Annotated in this window: 12 protein-coding genes, 1 tRNA gene and 1 pseudogene; 7 read left to right on the top strand and 7 right to left on the bottom strand. The window is 64.1% G+C overall.

Features of this window, described 5'->3' with window-relative positions; genetic code table 11:
• The 4 genes and pseudogenes from FMZ75_RS19535 to FMZ75_RS19545 all read right to left on the bottom strand — a co-directional run.
• On the bottom strand, positions 1-435 hold a 435-nt coding region (locus tag FMZ75_RS19535; RefSeq protein ID WP_207783537.1), incomplete at its 3' end, for a DUF6538 domain-containing protein.
• A 91-nt stretch (positions 436-526) separates the two neighbouring features.
• A complete protein-coding gene (locus FMZ75_RS19540; RefSeq protein ID WP_166145610.1) occupies positions 527-1,816 on the bottom strand; it encodes a phage integrase SAM-like domain-containing protein in 1,290 nt (429 codons plus the stop codon).
• Between the two features lie 237 nt (positions 1,817-2,053).
• Positions 2,054-2,257: pseudogene (locus tag FMZ75_RS22290) on the bottom strand (DUF6538 domain-containing protein); the annotation flags it as partial.
• A gap of 89 nt (positions 2,258-2,346) precedes the next feature.
• Positions 2,347-2,422, bottom strand: a tRNA-Ile gene (locus FMZ75_RS19545).
• A gap of 184 nt (positions 2,423-2,606) precedes the next feature.
• Here FMZ75_RS19545 and FMZ75_RS19550 point away from each other — a divergent pair.
• Both FMZ75_RS19550 and FMZ75_RS19555 read left to right on the top strand, forming a co-directional pair.
• Complete coding sequence (locus FMZ75_RS19550; RefSeq protein WP_142861456.1) at positions 2,607-3,353, top strand: peptidase; 747 nt, start codon at positions 2,607-2,609, stop codon at positions 3,351-3,353.
• Complete coding sequence (locus tag FMZ75_RS19555; RefSeq protein WP_166145613.1) at positions 3,350-4,330, top strand: L-threonylcarbamoyladenylate synthase; 981 nt, start codon at positions 3,350-3,352, stop codon at positions 4,328-4,330. The genes FMZ75_RS19550 and FMZ75_RS19555 overlap by 4 nt, the downstream gene beginning before the upstream one ends.
• Positions 4,331-4,347: 17 nt before the next feature.
• Here the strand turns inward: FMZ75_RS19555 and FMZ75_RS19560 are convergent, their stop codons facing one another.
• On the bottom strand, positions 4,348-5,385 hold the full coding sequence (locus FMZ75_RS19560) for a hypothetical protein (protein WP_166145616.1): 1,038 nt from the start codon (positions 5,383-5,385) through the stop codon (positions 4,348-4,350).
• Positions 5,386-5,618: 233 nt separating this feature from the next.
• Here FMZ75_RS19560 and pgi point away from each other — a divergent pair, with 233 nt between their 5' ends.
• Positions 5,619-7,259: a glucose-6-phosphate isomerase gene (gene pgi / locus FMZ75_RS19565; protein ID WP_166145619.1), complete on the top strand. Its 1,641-nt coding sequence runs from the start codon at positions 5,619-5,621 to the stop codon at positions 7,257-7,259.
• A 24-nt stretch (positions 7,260-7,283) separates the two neighbouring features.
• Here the strand turns inward: pgi and FMZ75_RS22295 are convergent, their stop codons facing one another.
• Positions 7,284-8,417: a Mu transposase C-terminal domain-containing protein gene (locus FMZ75_RS22295; protein WP_166145624.1), complete on the bottom strand. Its 1,134-nt coding sequence runs from the start codon at positions 8,415-8,417 to the stop codon at positions 7,284-7,286.
• 21 nt (positions 8,418-8,438) lie between these two features.
• Positions 8,439-8,957, bottom strand: coding sequence for a transposase (locus FMZ75_RS19575; protein WP_108917547.1), 519 nt, complete (start codon positions 8,955-8,957; stop codon positions 8,439-8,441).
• A gap of 1,128 nt (positions 8,958-10,085) precedes the next feature.
• On the opposite strand from FMZ75_RS19575, the gene amoC reads away from it, so the two are divergent.
• From amoC to FMZ75_RS19595, 4 genes are all read left to right on the top strand, one after another.
• Positions 10,086-10,862, top strand: a complete 777-nt coding sequence (gene amoC, locus FMZ75_RS19580) for a bacterial ammonia monooxygenase, subunit AmoC (RefSeq protein WP_108917548.1) — start codon at positions 10,086-10,088, stop codon at positions 10,860-10,862.
• A gap of 139 nt (positions 10,863-11,001) precedes the next feature.
• A complete protein-coding gene (gene amoA / locus FMZ75_RS19585; RefSeq protein WP_207783539.1) occupies positions 11,002-11,772 on the top strand; it encodes a bacterial ammonia monooxygenase, subunit AmoA in 771 nt (256 codons plus the stop codon).
• Between the two features lie 144 nt (positions 11,773-11,916).
• On the top strand, positions 11,917-13,203 hold the full coding sequence (amoB, locus tag FMZ75_RS19590) for a bacterial ammonia monooxygenase, subunit AmoB (RefSeq protein ID WP_207783540.1): 1,287 nt from the start codon (positions 11,917-11,919) through the stop codon (positions 13,201-13,203).
• Between the two features lie 366 nt (positions 13,204-13,569).
• Positions 13,570-14,046, top strand: coding sequence for a hypothetical protein (locus tag FMZ75_RS19595; RefSeq protein WP_166145627.1), 477 nt, complete (start codon positions 13,570-13,572; stop codon positions 14,044-14,046).
• Positions 14,047-15,162 lie beyond the last annotated feature (1,116 nt).

Here is a 15,162-nt window from a genome sequence, read left to right on the forward strand (position 1 = left end):
GAGCAGGCGATAGACGTGGCCCATCACGCGCTCGCTGCGGCGGCTCTTCTCAGGATCGAAATCGTCCTCCGCGCGTTCGCGCGCCGCCACGGCCTCGAGCTTGTCGAGGTGTTGTGTGAAGACGATGCGGAACACTTTCTGGATTTGCTGCTGGGAGAGGCGACTGGTCATGGCGGCCGGAAAGAAACAACGATCGGCGAGCGCGGAAATCTGGCCCGCGAGGTAGCGCGCTCTCCCGGGGTTGCTGGTGCGCAGGCCGAGAATCAGGGTCGCAGAATTTCTCGATTCGGCAAGGGCCGACGGCAGTCGACGCCGCCAATAATAGTATGCGCCGCGACGCACGACATGGGGGATGGCGGGCACGAAAATCTCCGTGGTGTACCAGCCATGTGTCACACGGATGTGGAAACGCGCCCCAGCTGAGGCGATTTTCAAGTGATTCCAACGATTTGCGGAATTCTGGCTGGGGCGGGAGGACTTTGAGCCGAATGACGTGGTCTGGTTGGTTGTTGTCAGATTCTACTTGCTATGGTGACGGCCATTCGATGCGGCCGAGTAACGGCCATGCCAGCGATTGAATCAATTCATTCAGCCTCACTATGTCCACGACGCGCGGCTTTTTCTTTGTCCCGTATTTCTTGCCGGTGCCGGCCTCCGCATGCCCCATGAGCTGGTCCTTTTCATATTGGGTTGCGCCGGCGGCGGAGAGCGCGTCGCGGAAATTATGCCGCAGAGAGTAAAGGGTTTTCAGCGGATCTTTGATCGACAGCTCGTTACGAAGTCGATCGCTCCAGAACGAGGAAAACATGTTCGAGACCGAGGTGACGCTCGCCTTCTGCTCGGCGGCCGCCCACAAGGTTTTCCATCCCTTTTGGCGAGCGTTCTCGACGAGCGCCAGGAAGCCGCCATTCAGCAGCTCTTTCCGCACCGGCACATAGCGCTTCCTCGCATGGGCCTTGATCGATCGGCCGCCTGCATTCGAGACTTCGAAGCAGATGATCTCCGGGTGGTCGGGGTGGGGGACGACCGTGTCCGGTCCGAGCTGAATGATCTCGGACGAGATGAGGCCGCTGGTGAGCGAAACGAGAGGTATCCAGAACTCCAGCTCGCCGCCGGCCTTGGGGTTTTCCGAGCGGACTCCTTTCCGAAACACGTCCTGGCCGAAGACGAGGTCCAGCTCTGCTCTATCGAAGGGCTCGCGCTCGTTCGTGCCTGCGGGGATCTCGATATAGATGCCGCCGGTGATGGCCGTATCGATCCAGCCCGCTCTTTGCGCCGTCGCGAGCAGCGTTGTGATCTGGCCGACGCGTTTGTTCACGGTCGGCGTCTTCAGGCCCGTCGTGAAAAGGTGGTCGCGGAAGGCGATGATGTGCGCACGCGTGATCTCGCCGATGTCGCGCACGCGAGCGTGCTTCTGAAAATCCTCGATCGCTAGTTCTTTCTCGTCGGCTCCGTGGCGGGTGGTTTTCTTATTGGCCTGCTGACGATCGCGCTTCCATTGCTCGAAACAGTCGGTCAGCGTTTTGCCGGCCTTCTTGGTTTTCGTGATGTCGATGCCGAGCGAGATGGCGCGTTGCTCGCGGAGCTGCTCCGCCGCCTTTCGCCACTTGCCTTTGATGGTGTCGGGGTGGGGCGCTTCCTCCATCCGGCCGCCCTCGCGATCGAAAAAGACCGTGAGATATTCGAGTTCCGCGCGCAGACACGCGCCCATGAAGCGCTCGAAATAGGGGGAGGATTTCGACACGGGGACGCCCAGGCGGCGGACGATGCTCTGGACGTAGCCGATGCGCTCTTCCGCATAACGGCTGATCGTCATCTCGCGAAGAGTCGCCCGCAGATCGAGATGGGCTTGCGCCACCGTGCTGTCGCGCCAAAAGAGGCTGCGCGTGACGCCCGTGTCGAAGGCGGCGCCCGGAAGCTGCCTCGAGCGAGCCTGCCAATCGTCCTCGATGAGGATCGCCTTGAACCAGTCGGCGAGGAGGCGCCAATCGGGCCACTCCCAATCGTCGACGGGCGTGAGATCGAGGGTCGCGCCCTTGTTGCGGCGGGCGTGGGCGAACTGCTGCTCGACCTCGGCGTGCACCCTCGCCGCGGCCTCGAAGGCGCGGGCTTTTTCCGGCGTCCGGAGGGAGCGCTGGATGCGGGAGTAGGGGAAGCGGTCGGCAATATCCTCCGGGACACGACGCACGTATTGGTACATGCGGCCGCGTTTCACGATATGGGACGCAAAGGGCATTTCGTCGTCCATGTGCTGCATTATGTTATGCAGTTCTTGCGGGCGCAAGAGCCGGGCGACGGCATCAAACTTTTTATTTTCAGCGATTTACGCGGCGCAACGGGCCTCCCTGGTGGGCCGGGCAGGACTCGAACCTGCAACCAGACCGTTATGAGCGGCCGGCTCTAACCATTGAGCTACCGGCCCAGCCGCCGTTTCGGCCGGGAATAGTGTTCCTATAGCGGATTCGCGCCGCGCCGCAACGCCCGATCGAAAATTGGGCGCTCGCCGAATTTCGCGCGGTCAAATCCTTTGCGATGCGCTAAGTTGCGCCCGCCCGCCCTCCGGACGCGCCCGGCGTCGGAACCGGGCGGTAGCTATCGGAGCGGCGATGACCTATTGTTGTGGCATTCTCGTGCGCGGCGGCCTCGTCATGATCGCCGACACCCGCACCAATGCGGGGCTCGACAATATCTCGACCTTCCGCAAGCTCCACGTCTTCGAGCAGCCGGGCGAGCGCGTCATGATGCTCGCCACCGCGGGCAATCTCTCCGTCACCCAGGGCGCCGTCACTCTGCTCGCCGAGGGGCTCGAAAACCCCGAGACGCACGAGATCGAGCGGCTCGTCGACGCGCCCGGCATGTTGGAGGCGGCGCAACTCGTCGGCCGCGCGGTGCGGCGCTCGCACGCCATGGCGGGGGAGGGGGCGGAGGATTCCGGCGTCAGCTTCGACGTGTCACTGCTGTTCGGCGGGCAGATCGGCTCCGGCCCGCTGCGGCTGTTCATGGTCTATACGGCCGGCAATTTCATCGAATGCACGCAGGACACGCCTTATCTGCAGATCGGCGAGCACAAATACGGCAAGCCGATCCTCGACCGTGCTGTCTCTTTCGACACCGACGTGCTCGACGCGCTCAAGATCGGGCTCATCTCGATGGATTCGACGATTCGCTCCAATCTCTCCGTGGGCCTGCCGGTCGATATCGCGCTTTTGCGTCGGGATGCGCTGCGCACCGACGTCTCGACCCGCATAGACGGCTCCGATCCTTATTTCCGGGATTTGCGCGAGAGCTGGTCGCGGGCGTTGCGGGCGGCGCATATCGCCATTCCGGCGCCCCCCTATGGCGGGACGCGATGACGCGCGGCGAGGATGGCGCGGCGCGGGTCGCGCCGGCGGGCGAGGAGGCGATCGAGAGAGGCGGGCGAATTTTGCGGGAGGGCGGATTGGTCGCTTTCCCGACCGAGACGGTCTATGGGCTCGGCGCGGATGCGACTTCGGCGGAGGCGGTGGCGAAAATCTACGCCGCCAAGGGACGGCCGAGCTTCAATCCGCTCATCGCCCATGTCGCCGACATCGACGCCGCGCGGCGGGAGGCGGAGCTGTCGCCGGCGGCGCTGCGGCTCGCCGAGGCCTTTTGGCCGGGGCCGCTGACCTTGGTGGCGCCGCGGGCGGCGGGCGGCTCGGTCTGCGAGCTCGCCCGCGCCGGCCTCGAGAGCGTCGCTCTGCGGGCTCCCTCGGCGCCGGTGGCGCGGGCGCTGATTCTGGCGGCGGGGCGGCCCATTGCCGCGCCTTCGGCCAATCGCTCGGGCCATGTCAGCCCGGTGACGGCGGCGCATGTGCTGGGGGATATCGGGCCGAGGGTCGATCTCGTCATCGACGGCGGGCGCGCGGACAAAGGCGTCGAATCGACGATCGTGGCCTTTCTCGGCGCGCGGCCGCGGCTGCTGCGGCCGGGCGCCTTGGCGCGGGAGGCGCTGGAGCAGGTCTTGGGCGCGCCGCTGGAGGGCGAGGGCGGCGCGGCGGCGGTCGTCGCGCCGGGGATGACCGCCTCCCATTATGCGCCAATGGCGCGGCTGCGGCTGGAGGCCGAAGAGCTGCGCGCGGGCGAGGCCGGGCTCGATTTCGGCGGCCGCCTCGCCGAGCGGGGCGGGGAGGGACCGATCTTGGATTTGTCCCCATCCGCCGATCTCGCCGAGGCGGCGGCCAATCTCTTCCTCTATCTGCGTGAGCTGGACGCGGGCGGGGCGCGCGCCGTCGCTGTGGCGCCGATTCCGGCGCATGGGCTCGGCGAGGCGATCAATGATCGGCTGAGGCGCGCGGCGGCGCCGAAATAATCACGCGGTGCAAGCAATCATGCGGCGAGGGCGGCTGCGCCGTCGCCGAGGCGGAAGTCCGCCGTCGCCGGCTCCGGCAGGCTCCGCCAGGGCGCGCATTCATAGCCGCGCGCGGCGAGGCCATCCGCGCGGGCGGAGGTCATCTCGACGACGAGGCGGGTCGTATGATTGAGCACGGGCGGGATCGCCCAGGCGAAGGGTGCGGCGTCGGCCGGGGTTCGCCGCATCAGCGCGCGACGGGCCTCGTTGTTTTCCGGCCCCATGCGGCCGCGCCAGCCGGGGCGCGGCTGCTGCCAATCATTGGCGACGATGACCGGGCCGCGCAGCACATTGGCGTCGCGTTCGGTCCGCTCGATCAGCGCGATCTCCTGCGGCTTCGTTCCGGTCAGCGTGAACAGCACCGGCCGCGCCAGCGGCTCGCGCGCCAGCAGAGCGACCGCCTCCTCGAATGTCGCGCAAGTCTCGAAGGCGTAGCGCAGGAGATGATCCGGCGGCCAGCCGGTCTCACATTTCAGCGCATTGGCGAGATTGAGCGCGAAATCGTAAGGGAAGGCGGCGAGGCCGTCGATGCGGCGGCGCATCGGCGCCTGATTGATCACGGCCGAGAAGCGGCCCGGCGCCATTGCAGTGAGAACGCCGACCGCTCCCGGCCAAGTCACATTGTAGAAGCCGCCCGCCGTCCCGGCGGCCCAGGCGATCTCGACGCCGCGGCCGAGCCCGCGAAAGGGCCAGTCGAGCGAGCGTCGGATCATGGGCGCGCCGTCCGGCCCGACGAAGGCTCGGGTGGTGCAGGCGAAGAGATAGGACATGTTGAGAGTGGCCGCGCCATGGAACCCCAATATCTCGGCGATGCGCTCCAAATCCTCGAAATAGCGGGAGGCGGATTTCTGCAGCCAGGATCGCGCCAGCCGATCGAGCGGCGCGAGACAGACATGGCCCCAGCGCGGCATGGGCGCGAGGCAGGCGTCGCGCAGCGCCTCGGCCGCAGCGATGCGCGCCGTCGCATGGGCGATCGGCCCGCCGTCCCGCACGTCCAGGAAAGGAATTTGCCGCACCGAGGCTCCTCCGTCTGTCATCTGAACGATATAAATCACACATGTAAGTGTCATAATACAGTCAGAAAGCAACAGGCGTATATGGCTGCCGAGGTCGGGCGGCGAATTGATTCGCGCAATTGCGTGCGTCGAGAGCATGTTGCGCCGCAAAGGCGCGCGTTCCGGCGGAAGGCCGAGAAGACAATAACGAAGCGGCGCGCCGCGAGCGTCGCCGTCGTTCCGGGAGGAAACCCATGTCCCGTCCGCGCGTTCTCGAAGCGATGGCGGCGCTGCAGGAGCGGGCGCGGATTTTGCGCGCCGCGCGCACGCTCGATCTGTTCGCCGCCGAAGCCGATCGTTTCGCGAAATTTTCTGTGGCGCTCGACGATTTCCTTTTCGATTTCTCCAAGCACCGCATCGATGGCGAGACTTTGCGTCTTCTCGTCGCGCTCGCCCGCGCCGCCGATCTCGAAGGCGCGCGCGCGGCGCTGTTTTCCGGCGCGCCCATCAATCTCACCGAGGGCCGCGCCGCCGCCCATTGGGCGCTGCGCGATCTCTCGGATCGCCCGCTGATCGTCGGCGGCGAGAATATGCGCGGCGCGATCGAGGCGGAGCGCGAGAAAGTCTACGCCTTTGCGCGCGCGCTGCGCTCGGGCGAATTGCGCGGCGCCGGAGGCGCGCCCTTCACCGATATCGTCAATATCGGCATCGGCGGCTCCGATCTCGGCCCGGCCATGGCCGTGCGCGCGCTCTCGCCTTTCGCCAAAGGACCGCGCGCGCATTTCGTCTCCAATGTCGACGGCGCCGATATGGCGGATACGCTCGCCGGCCTCGATCCGGCGCGCACATTGTTCGTCGTCTCTTCCAAGACATTCACGACACAGGAGACGATGGCAAACGCCGCTCTGGCGCGCGCTTTCATCGTGGAGAAATTGGGGGAGGCTGCGGTGGCGGCGCATTTCGCCGCCGTGTCGACGCGGCTCGACAAGGTCGCGGAATTTGGCGTCGATCCGTCGCGCGTCTTCGGCTTTTGGGATTGGGTCGGCGGTCGCTATTCCATATGGTCGGCGATCGGCCTCTCGCTCGTCATCGCCATCGGCCCGGAGAATTTCACGGAATTTCTACGCGGCGGCTCCGACATGGACGCGCATTTCCGCAGCGCGCCGCTCGAGCGCAACATACCGGCGCTGATGGGGCTGATCGGCGTGTTTCACCGCGACGTCGAGGGCAGGGCGGCGCAGGCGATCATTCCCTATGATCAGCGCCTCGCGCGTTTTCCCGCCTATCTGCAACAGCTCGACATGGAGTCGAACGGCAAATCGGCGGCGCGCGACGGCGGCGTCGCGGAATTCGCGACAGGGCCGATCGTCTTCGGCGAGCCGGGAACCAATGGTCAGCACGCTTTTTTCCAGCTGCTGCATCAGGGAACCGACGTCACGCCGATCGATTTCCTCATCGCCGCCGAGCCGATCGACGCCGACGCGCATCATCACGCGCTGCTCTTCGCCAATTGCCTCGCGCAGAGCGAGGCCTTTATGCGCGGGCGTACGCTCGCCGAGGCGAAAGCGCAGCTCGCCGCCGCGGGGCTGGACGTTGCGCGTGTCGAGGCGCTGGCGCCGCACAAGGTGTTCACTGGCGATCGGCCGAGCAGCGTGCTGCTCTATTCGAAGCTCGATCCGCGCACGCTCGGGCGTCTCGTCGCGCTCTATGAGCACAAGGTTTTCGTGCAATCGGCGATCTGGGACATCAACCCCTTCGATCAATGGGGTGTGGAGCTCGGCAAGGAGCTGGCCAATCGTTTGGCGCCGATCGTCGAGAATAAGAATGCGCCGCTCGATGGGCTCGACGGATCGACGGCGGGGCTCATTCGCCGGCGGCGGGAGAGTGGCGGCTGACGCCGCGAATCTCCCGCTCTCCGTTCAGCGATCGGCGAATGTGAAAGGGCAGGCCTCGGCGCATTTGCGCACGCATAGCGTCGCCGCTTCGCCGGTCACGAAGGAGCGGCCGGCCGAGTCCTCGCATAAGCCGAGGTCGCTCGACGGCGCCTCTTCGCAGAGGGGAGAAACGAAAGGCGGAGCAATGGTCGATTCGCGGCGCGTCGCTACCGCACGACGATCGGAGGTCGCGGCGACGGCGAGCGCGCCCAAATCCGATTCGTCTTCGCGCAGCGGCTCGAAACGCCGCATCTCGCGCGCCTTCACGAATCGGCCCGAAGGGCGGCGCAGGAAAATGCGCGAGAGGTCGCGCGGGTCGTAGCGGGCCTCGATGCGCCGGCGCCCGGCCGCGAAATCATCGGCGAGCGCGCGCGACCAATAGAGGCGGCCGAAGAGATGCAGGCCGTCCTCCGCCAGCGCGCCTTCCTCGTCCGGCAGCAGCGACAGGCGGAAATTCACGCAATCGAGCGGCATTCGCAGCAGATCGGAACGCATATGCTTGCGCCACAGCGTCAGCGGCGCACGGCAAAGATCGCGATGCTTGCGGCAATGATAGACGCCGGCGATTTCGGCGGCGAGCCAGCTCTCGAGCTCGCTCAGAGTGAGGCGTTGCGCATGGGGCCCCACATAGAGATCGCGCTCGCCGCGCTCCATCGGGCCGACATTGGTGACGAGCGGGATGCAGCCCAGGCGATTGCCGACCAGCTCTTCTATATGCGCGCCATAGCGCGCGCCGGCGGGCTCGCTCCAGATCGTCTCTATGCCCGTCTCGCGGCAGGCGCGCACAAAGGCGCGGCGACCGAAGAAGCTGTTGGAATCGACATGGATCGTCTCCGGCAATCCGGCGACCGGCCATTCGAAGCCGATTCCGCGCTCCTCCAGCCAGCGCGTCTTCTCGCAGACGGAATGGAGAATGCAAAAGCTCGCCGAAAGCCGCGTGGGCGGCGCCAAAGAAAGCGAGAAGCCCGTCGCCATACGCGTGAAAGCGTCGACGCCGAGCGTGATCCAGGGCCGGCCGATGTCCCGGCCGGCGTCTTCGTCGACGATCATCACATCGACTTTTGCGTGATCGATCTGAACGGCCTCGAGCGGCCGTGTGGCCTCTGATCTCTTCCGCACCTTTGCTCGCCGCTGTTTGCTCTATTCGGTTTCGCTGCGTCGCCGCGTACGCGTCTGAATGTCGATATCGTGCACGCGCGCTTTGATGGTTCGCCAATTGGGCGCCGGCAGCCGCTCCTTCAGGCAACGCTTTGCGATCTCGCGCACGAGCTGGCTGAACTTCGGCCGCGAGGGCTGTAGATAGAAGGTCTCTATGGCGTCGCGAATGAGCGTCTCGCGCGCCGAATCGAGCACGCGCGCGCCCTTGGGACGGCCGACCGGACGCGTCATAGGCGCGGTGACGGCGCCGCAGCTGCGGAAGGTCTTGATCATGCGATAGGCGGTGGCGCGGGAAACGCCGAGATCGCTCGTCAATTTGCGAATGACCTCTTGCGACAGGCGTTCGCCCTCGCGCGTGAGCACCTCGCGAATGACCTCCTCGCGATGGCGATTCTCATCCGGGCGCCGGCTGCGTCTCTCGCGTCCAATCGACGTCTCGAGCTTGCGTTCGGGCGCCGGAGCCAGGCGGGGATGGTCGGGGTCGAGAACATTTCCGCTCATTTCCAGGCGTTCCTCGTGCAGACTGAACCTCGAGCTTCGCGCGCTCGCCCGTTTTGTCGCCGCGCGCGTCGCCGCATGGCACTTTTTCTCATGATTACAAAACCGAAGACAATGTTCGATTTTGCACAGGCTGCACGCCTTCGTGGAGCGAGATCGGCGGGCTCTGCGTCGCCGAGGCCGTGTCTTCGCGCGGCTCGCGGCGCGAAATCCCAAGAAAACCGCGCATTTCGACGAAGTTTCACGGAATTGGAACAGTTCAAAATAGCAAAAGCGGCGACCTCGAATCGAATAGTCGCAGTCTTGCTACATAATGTCGCAGCGTAGAGTTTCGCCGACTCAGTGGATCGCATAACCGTACGTAGTCGTTTGCTCTTCAGGGCGGAGGCGCGGCAAAGGGCTGTGTCCGGGAGGCTGCGGTGTCCGGGCCGCTCTCGAGCGAGGCCCGGACGAGCGCGCCAAAGCGCGATGCGCGATGCGGTCAGAGATTGAGCGCTCTGTTCACCGTCGGGATGAAGATCGCGAATACGAAGATCGTGACGAGAATCCACAGCACGACCCATTTGAGCTCTTGGACTTTGTGCAGCATGTGAGCTTGCTCCTCCCGTTTTTGATTGGTCGATCGCCGCCTCTCGTGGACGGGCGCGCTCCTCTCTCTTGATCCAAGACGAGCCGAGTCACAATAAGAATATGTGGGCGTCACAATGTCGCAGTACTTAGAAAATAAATAAATCTCACATTTTGATAGCTAGTATCATTCAAATGTGCAGCTAAAATTCTGCATATAGCCGGCGTGTCTCATTTTTTATAATATGAAATATCATATTATTATGTAGTATAAGTATTTAATACAGTATATGCAGCATAATGTCGCATATGTATTCTTTATGATCAATTGACAACTGCTGCGCTCGACATGATAGGTTCCGATGCTGCGAAGAGCTTTCGGGCTCTACTGCAAAGAGGCGCGGCGCGGAAATGGTCCGGCGACCGGCCTCGCGCGCTCGGCGTCGCGCGGCCGAGGGAAAAGGGTCTCGCGAGGAACCGCGCCATAGGGAGAAGAGGCGTCATACGGGGCGGCGGGAGACCGTCTCGAACGGATGACGTCTTTCAAAGAGGAGGAAAACGACAATGAGCCTGACAACAGAGAAAGCGGCCGGCTCCGTCCGGGCCGCTGAGAAAGACACCATCGTCAATTACTGGCCAGCCTATTGGACGATGATCTGTCTCTTCGTCTTCTACGTGGCGATCCGCATTTATGAGCAGTATTTCGGCTGGAAGGCGGGCCTCGATTCTTTCGCTCCCGAATTTCAGACCTATTGGCTCAATCTGATGTGGACCGAGCTGCCGCTCGAATTCATCGCCTTCTGCGGCATCGGCGGCTATCTCTGGAAAACGCGCGACCGCAATATCGACGCTGTCGCGCCGCGCGAGGAGATGCGCCGTCTGCTGACGCTGATCGGCTGGCTCGCGATCTACGCTTTCACCGTCTATTGGGGCGCCTCCTACTTCACCGAGCAGGACGGCACTTGGCATCAGACGGTCATTCGCGACACCGACTTCACGCCGAGCCATATTCTGGAGTTCTACCTCAGCTATCCGATCTACATCATCGCCGGCTGGGGCGCCTTCATGTATGCGCGCACGCGCATTCCGCAATTCGCGAAGAAAATCTCTCTGCCCTTCCTGCTGTTCTTCGCGGGCCCCTTCATGATCTTCCCGAACATCGGCCTCAACGAGTGGGGTCATACCTTCTGGTTCATGGAGGAGCTGTTCACGGCGCCGCTGCATTGGGGCTTCGTGTTCTTCGGCTGGTTCGCGCTCGCCGTCTTCGGCACCGCCTGCCAGGTGCTCGATCGCGTGATCGAGCTCTCCAAGGAATATGAGCAGGACGCCCTTTCTCTCTGATCCCTCGCGCGAAAGCGCGCTCCCTTCCTCCCGGAGCGGCCGTGTCTCTCGCGCGGCCGCGACGGAGGCGGGGCAAGCAGAAAAAACATCCGGCGCGAGATGCGCCGGGGAGGCGACAATCTCGAGGAGCAAAAGCAAAATGTCCATTTCCACAGAGGCCGGCGCGCCCGCCGGAAAGGCATGGAAATCGAGGGAGGAGTTTCTCGGCTGCGTGATGCTGACCGATTGGATTCTCCTCGTCGTGCTATTCGCCGTGGTGCTCGGATCCTTCCACATCCACTATATGCTGCTCGCCGGCGACTGGGACTTCTGGATCGACTTCAAGGACCGCCGCATGTGGCCGACGGTGGCGCCCATCGTCGCAATGTGCTTCGCCGCCGCGGTGCAATCCTTCCTGTGGCAGAAGTTCCGTCTGCCGATCGGCGCGACGGTCGCGTGCCTCGCGCTGCTCGTCGGCGAATGGATCAACCGCTACGACAATTTCTGGGGCTGGACCTTCTTCCCGATCAATCTCGTGTTCCCGTCGGCGCTCATCCCCATGGGCTTCTGGCTCGACGTGGTGCTGATGATGTCGGGCAGCTGGCTGGTGACGGCGCTGGTCGGCTCCATGGGCTGGGGCCTCCTGTTCTATCCGATCAACTGGCCGGTGCTGGCGCAATATCACCAGTCCGCCGAGATCGACGGCGTGCTGCTGACGCTCGCCGATCTCATCGGCTTCAACTATGTGCGCACGGGCACGCCGGAATATATCCGCATGGTCGAGCGCGGCACGCTGCGCACCTTCGGCAAGGACGTTGTTCCGGTCGCGGCCTTCTTCTCCGCCTTCATTTCCATGCTGATCTACTTCCTGTGGTGGAAGATCGGCACCTGGTTCTCGAACACCAAATATATCGACGCCGACGAAATCTGATCCCGGACATTCGCCAGCGCGAGGCGGACCGGCGCAAATAGCGGCCCGCTTCGCGAAGAGATCGCAAGAATTTCAAGAGGCCTCATCGTCGCAATGGCGGCGGCGCGGCCGAGAAAACAAGGAAAAGGGAGACCGATCGAAATGATGAACAAGCTCCTCGCGACACTGGCGGGATGCGTGAGGCCGCGGGCGCTGCGCGCTCTGGCCTTCGGCCTCGCCGCGGCGATCGCCGCCACCACTCTGCCGGCGGCGACGCCCGCATCGGCGCATGGCGAACGCTCGCAGCAGGCCTTTCTGCGTATGCGCACGCTCAACTGGTACGATGTGAAATGGTCGAAGACCGAGGTCAACGTCAACGAAGAGATGGTGCTGTCCGGCAAGGTGCACGTCTTCTCCGGCTGGCCGCAGGCCGTCGCCAAGCCGGACGTCGCCTTTTTGAACGTCGGCGAGCCGGGCCCGGTGCTGATCCGCAAAGGCGCCTATGTCGGCGACGTGCCGGCGCCGCGCTCCTTCTCGCTGCAAGTCGGCAAGGACTATGAGTACAAGCTGGTGCTCAAAGCCCGCCGGCAAGGGCGTTTCCACGTCCATGTGCAGGTCAATGTCGAAGGCGGCGGACCCATCGTCGGCCCCGGCGAGTGGATCACCATCAAGGGCGACATGGCGAATTTCACCAATCCGGTGACTTTGCTCGACGGCTCGACCATCGATCTCGAGACCTATGGCATCACCTGGACCTACATCTATCATTTCGCATGGATGGCGGCCGCGGCGGCCTGGATCCTCTACTGGTTCATGACCAAGGGCCTCATCGTGCGCTATTGGTGGGTGAAGGCCGGCAAGGCCAACGACCTCATCACCCTGCGCGAGAAGCGCATCGGCGGCCTGTGGCTGGCGGCCTCCATGCTGGCGGTTCTGTTCGGCTACGCCTGGGCCAATAGCGCCTTCCCGCGCACTCTGCCGATGCAGGCCGGCCTGCTGAAGGGCATCGACCCGATTCCGCTGCCTTTGGCCACTGTGACGGCGCAGTTCAAGGGCGGCTCCTATACGGTCCCCGGCCGCGAGCTGTCGGTCAAGCTGCGGGTGACCAATAATGGAACCGAGCCGGTGAAGATCGGCGAATTCACCACGGCGGGCCTGCGCTTCCTCAATCCCGCGGTGTTCACCACGCGGCCGCAGTTCCCCGAATATCTGCTCGCCGATCGCGGCCTTTCGGTCAGCGACGAGACGCCGATCGCCCCCGGCGAAACGCGCGATCTGACGGTCATCGTCCAGGACGCCCGCTTCGACATCGAGCGCCTTTCGGACCTCGCCTATGACACCGACAGCCAGTTCGGCGGCCTGCTGTTCTTCTTCAGCCCGTCGGGCAATCGCGTCGGCGTCGAGATCGGCGGCCCGGTGATCCCGCGCTTTGCGGCCGGAGCCACGCTCTGAACGCAATAGAGCTTCACGCGGTTCTCTTCACTCTTCTCCGCGTGTTGGTGTGAAACTTCCTCCCCCGCCCGGTTCGTCCGGGCGGCTTTTTTTTTTGTCCGTGGATCGGGCCGCCAGGGCGCTCGGGTGAAGGTTTCCTCATCCTGAGGAGCCGCGAAGCGGCGTCTCGAAGGACGAGGGAACCTTCCTGCGCGGCCATCTGGAGCTCCCCCTCGCGCTTCGAGACGGCTCCTGCGGAGCCTCCTCAGCATGAGGGGGAGGATTATTGTCTTTCATCCGATCGTTCTGGGGATCGGGCATGGCGCTTGCGTGCGGAGAGCGCGTCTCGGCCTCCGCCGGGACAGCCGAGCATTTTGCAGGGTCGCGATGCACGAGCACGAGCGAGCCGGGGACGTCCGCGCCGTTCCGGCGCAATTGTTGGAGCGCGGCTTTCGGCTGCTGGCGCTGCGGGAGTTTCGCGCGGCCGATCAGCCGCCGGCTCTGGCCTTGATTCAGCAGACGATTTTGCGCGATGTGCATCGCGTTCATCGCCATGGCGTCTCTTTCGGCTGCACGTTTCTGCCCGAGATCATGCAATGGCTGATCGAGCTGCTCGGCCGTCCCTCGCTGCATCCGCCGGATTATCCGGCTAGCCCCGCCTATCGCAACCCGGCCTGGCCGTCCTTTCATTGGCGCCAGGAGAGCCGGCTGTGGGACGAGGGCGTCGAGACGGTGGAGTGGCGTGTCGATGTGATCTTCGCCGATTCCGCGTCTTTCGACGCTTTCGCGGCGCGCTGGCGCGACCGTTTGACCGGAGGCGGCGCGCCGGGCGAAGCCGGGGACCGATCATCGACCGCGCTCTGATGAGCGCTTTCAGCTCTTCGGGGCGCGTTCCCCCCTCTCCCCGCCTGCGGGGAGAGGGCCGGGGTGAGGGGCTCGGGGCGAGAGCCACGGACGGAAAGCGCCCCGAGCCCCTCATCCTCACCTTCTCCCCGCGAGCGGGGAGAAGGAAGGCGGCGAACGCCGCGCGAAGCGAACCGCCGGAAACGGTATGACGCGCGGCTAGGAACAAATTCAGCCCGCGCGGGCGCGCCCCGGCGCCTCGCGGCGGCGGGGAGGGAAGGGCGGTTCGGGACGCTCCGGCCCCTTCGGCCGGTGCGCGAGGAAATCATCCGGGTCCAGAGCGTCCCGAAACGCGGTTGTCGTTCTCGTCGACATCCGGAGGCGTCGTCTGGCCCGCGAATCCTGGGGTTTCCCATTCAAGACGCGATCGAGCCTTACGGCCTGGGATCACGAACGGTTCTTGTTTCTCCCTATGGACGGGAGAAGAACGCCGTCCGGCGACGCGCTGCCTGTCCATGGATGGGGGTCGCCATCCCGGATGGAGCCGCCCCCCGCCCGCGCTCCCTGACCCGAGAAACGCGCCCTTCATGGGCGGAGGTGGGAGGGATATAGGAATATTTTCAGGATGCGTCAAGGGGCGGGGTTCAGGGGCGGGGCGTATGACCCGAAGCCGATATCAGTCGCCGAACGATCCTTATGAACGGATGACCCGAGATTGTCCCGCCTCCGAGCTTTGTCTAGATCACAACTAAAACATGCTAATGGCTGCATTTACACGCGTGCCGTTCAGCCGCCCCACTCAATCCTAAGCTCATTAAGGTACGCTGAATCTATCTTTGTTTTTTCGAGGTTCGCGAATGCACAATCCCACATTGCGCGATTGTTTAATGCGGCTGCTAATTTAGCTTGTGCGATCTGAACACGTGCGTTTAGTTGATAGCGGTCGGGTGCACTGAATTTTGATGCGCTTTGTGCTGCAACGGATCGGCTCCTAATCCTAACAATAGAACGGATTACGTCAAGAGTGGATCGTGTCCCAGAGCGTGGTGTAGCTGGATCGAGGCCGACACCGGGATTTCCGGCTATGGCCGGAATGGTCAGGCGGTCACGGCGGACAGCTTGACGATCGGATCATCG

The organism is Methylosinus sp. RM1 (genome assembly GCF_011378635.1).
Lineage (GTDB): Bacteria > Pseudomonadota > Alphaproteobacteria > Rhizobiales > Beijerinckiaceae > Methylosinus > Methylosinus sporium.

Bases quoted from the DNA above. Each gene is read 5' to 3' on its own strand.
- amoA (WP_207783539.1), top strand. From the start codon at position 11,002: ATGTCCATTTCCACAGAGGCCGGCGCGCCCGCCGGAAAGGCATGGAAA.
- FMZ75_RS19550 (WP_142861456.1), top strand. From the start codon at position 2,607: ATGACCTATTGTTGTGGCATTCTCGTGCGCGGCGGCCTCGTCATGATC.
- FMZ75_RS19540 (WP_166145610.1), bottom strand. From the start codon at position 1,816: ATGACGATCAGCCGTTATGCGGAAGAGCGCATCGGCTACGTCCAGAGC.
- amoB (WP_207783540.1), top strand. From the start codon at position 11,917: ATGAACAAGCTCCTCGCGACACTGGCGGGATGCGTGAGGCCGCGGGCG.
- FMZ75_RS19595 (WP_166145627.1), top strand. From the start codon at position 13,570: ATGCACGAGCACGAGCGAGCCGGGGACGTCCGCGCCGTTCCGGCGCAA.
- FMZ75_RS19575 (WP_108917547.1), bottom strand. From the start codon at position 8,957: ATGAGCGGAAATGTTCTCGACCCCGACCATCCCCGCCTGGCTCCGGCG.
- amoC (WP_108917548.1), top strand. From the start codon at position 10,086: ATGAGCCTGACAACAGAGAAAGCGGCCGGCTCCGTCCGGGCCGCTGAG.
- pgi (WP_166145619.1), top strand. From the start codon at position 5,619: ATGTCCCGTCCGCGCGTTCTCGAAGCGATGGCGGCGCTGCAGGAGCGG.
- FMZ75_RS19555 (WP_166145613.1), top strand. From the start codon at position 3,350: ATGACGCGCGGCGAGGATGGCGCGGCGCGGGTCGCGCCGGCGGGCGAG.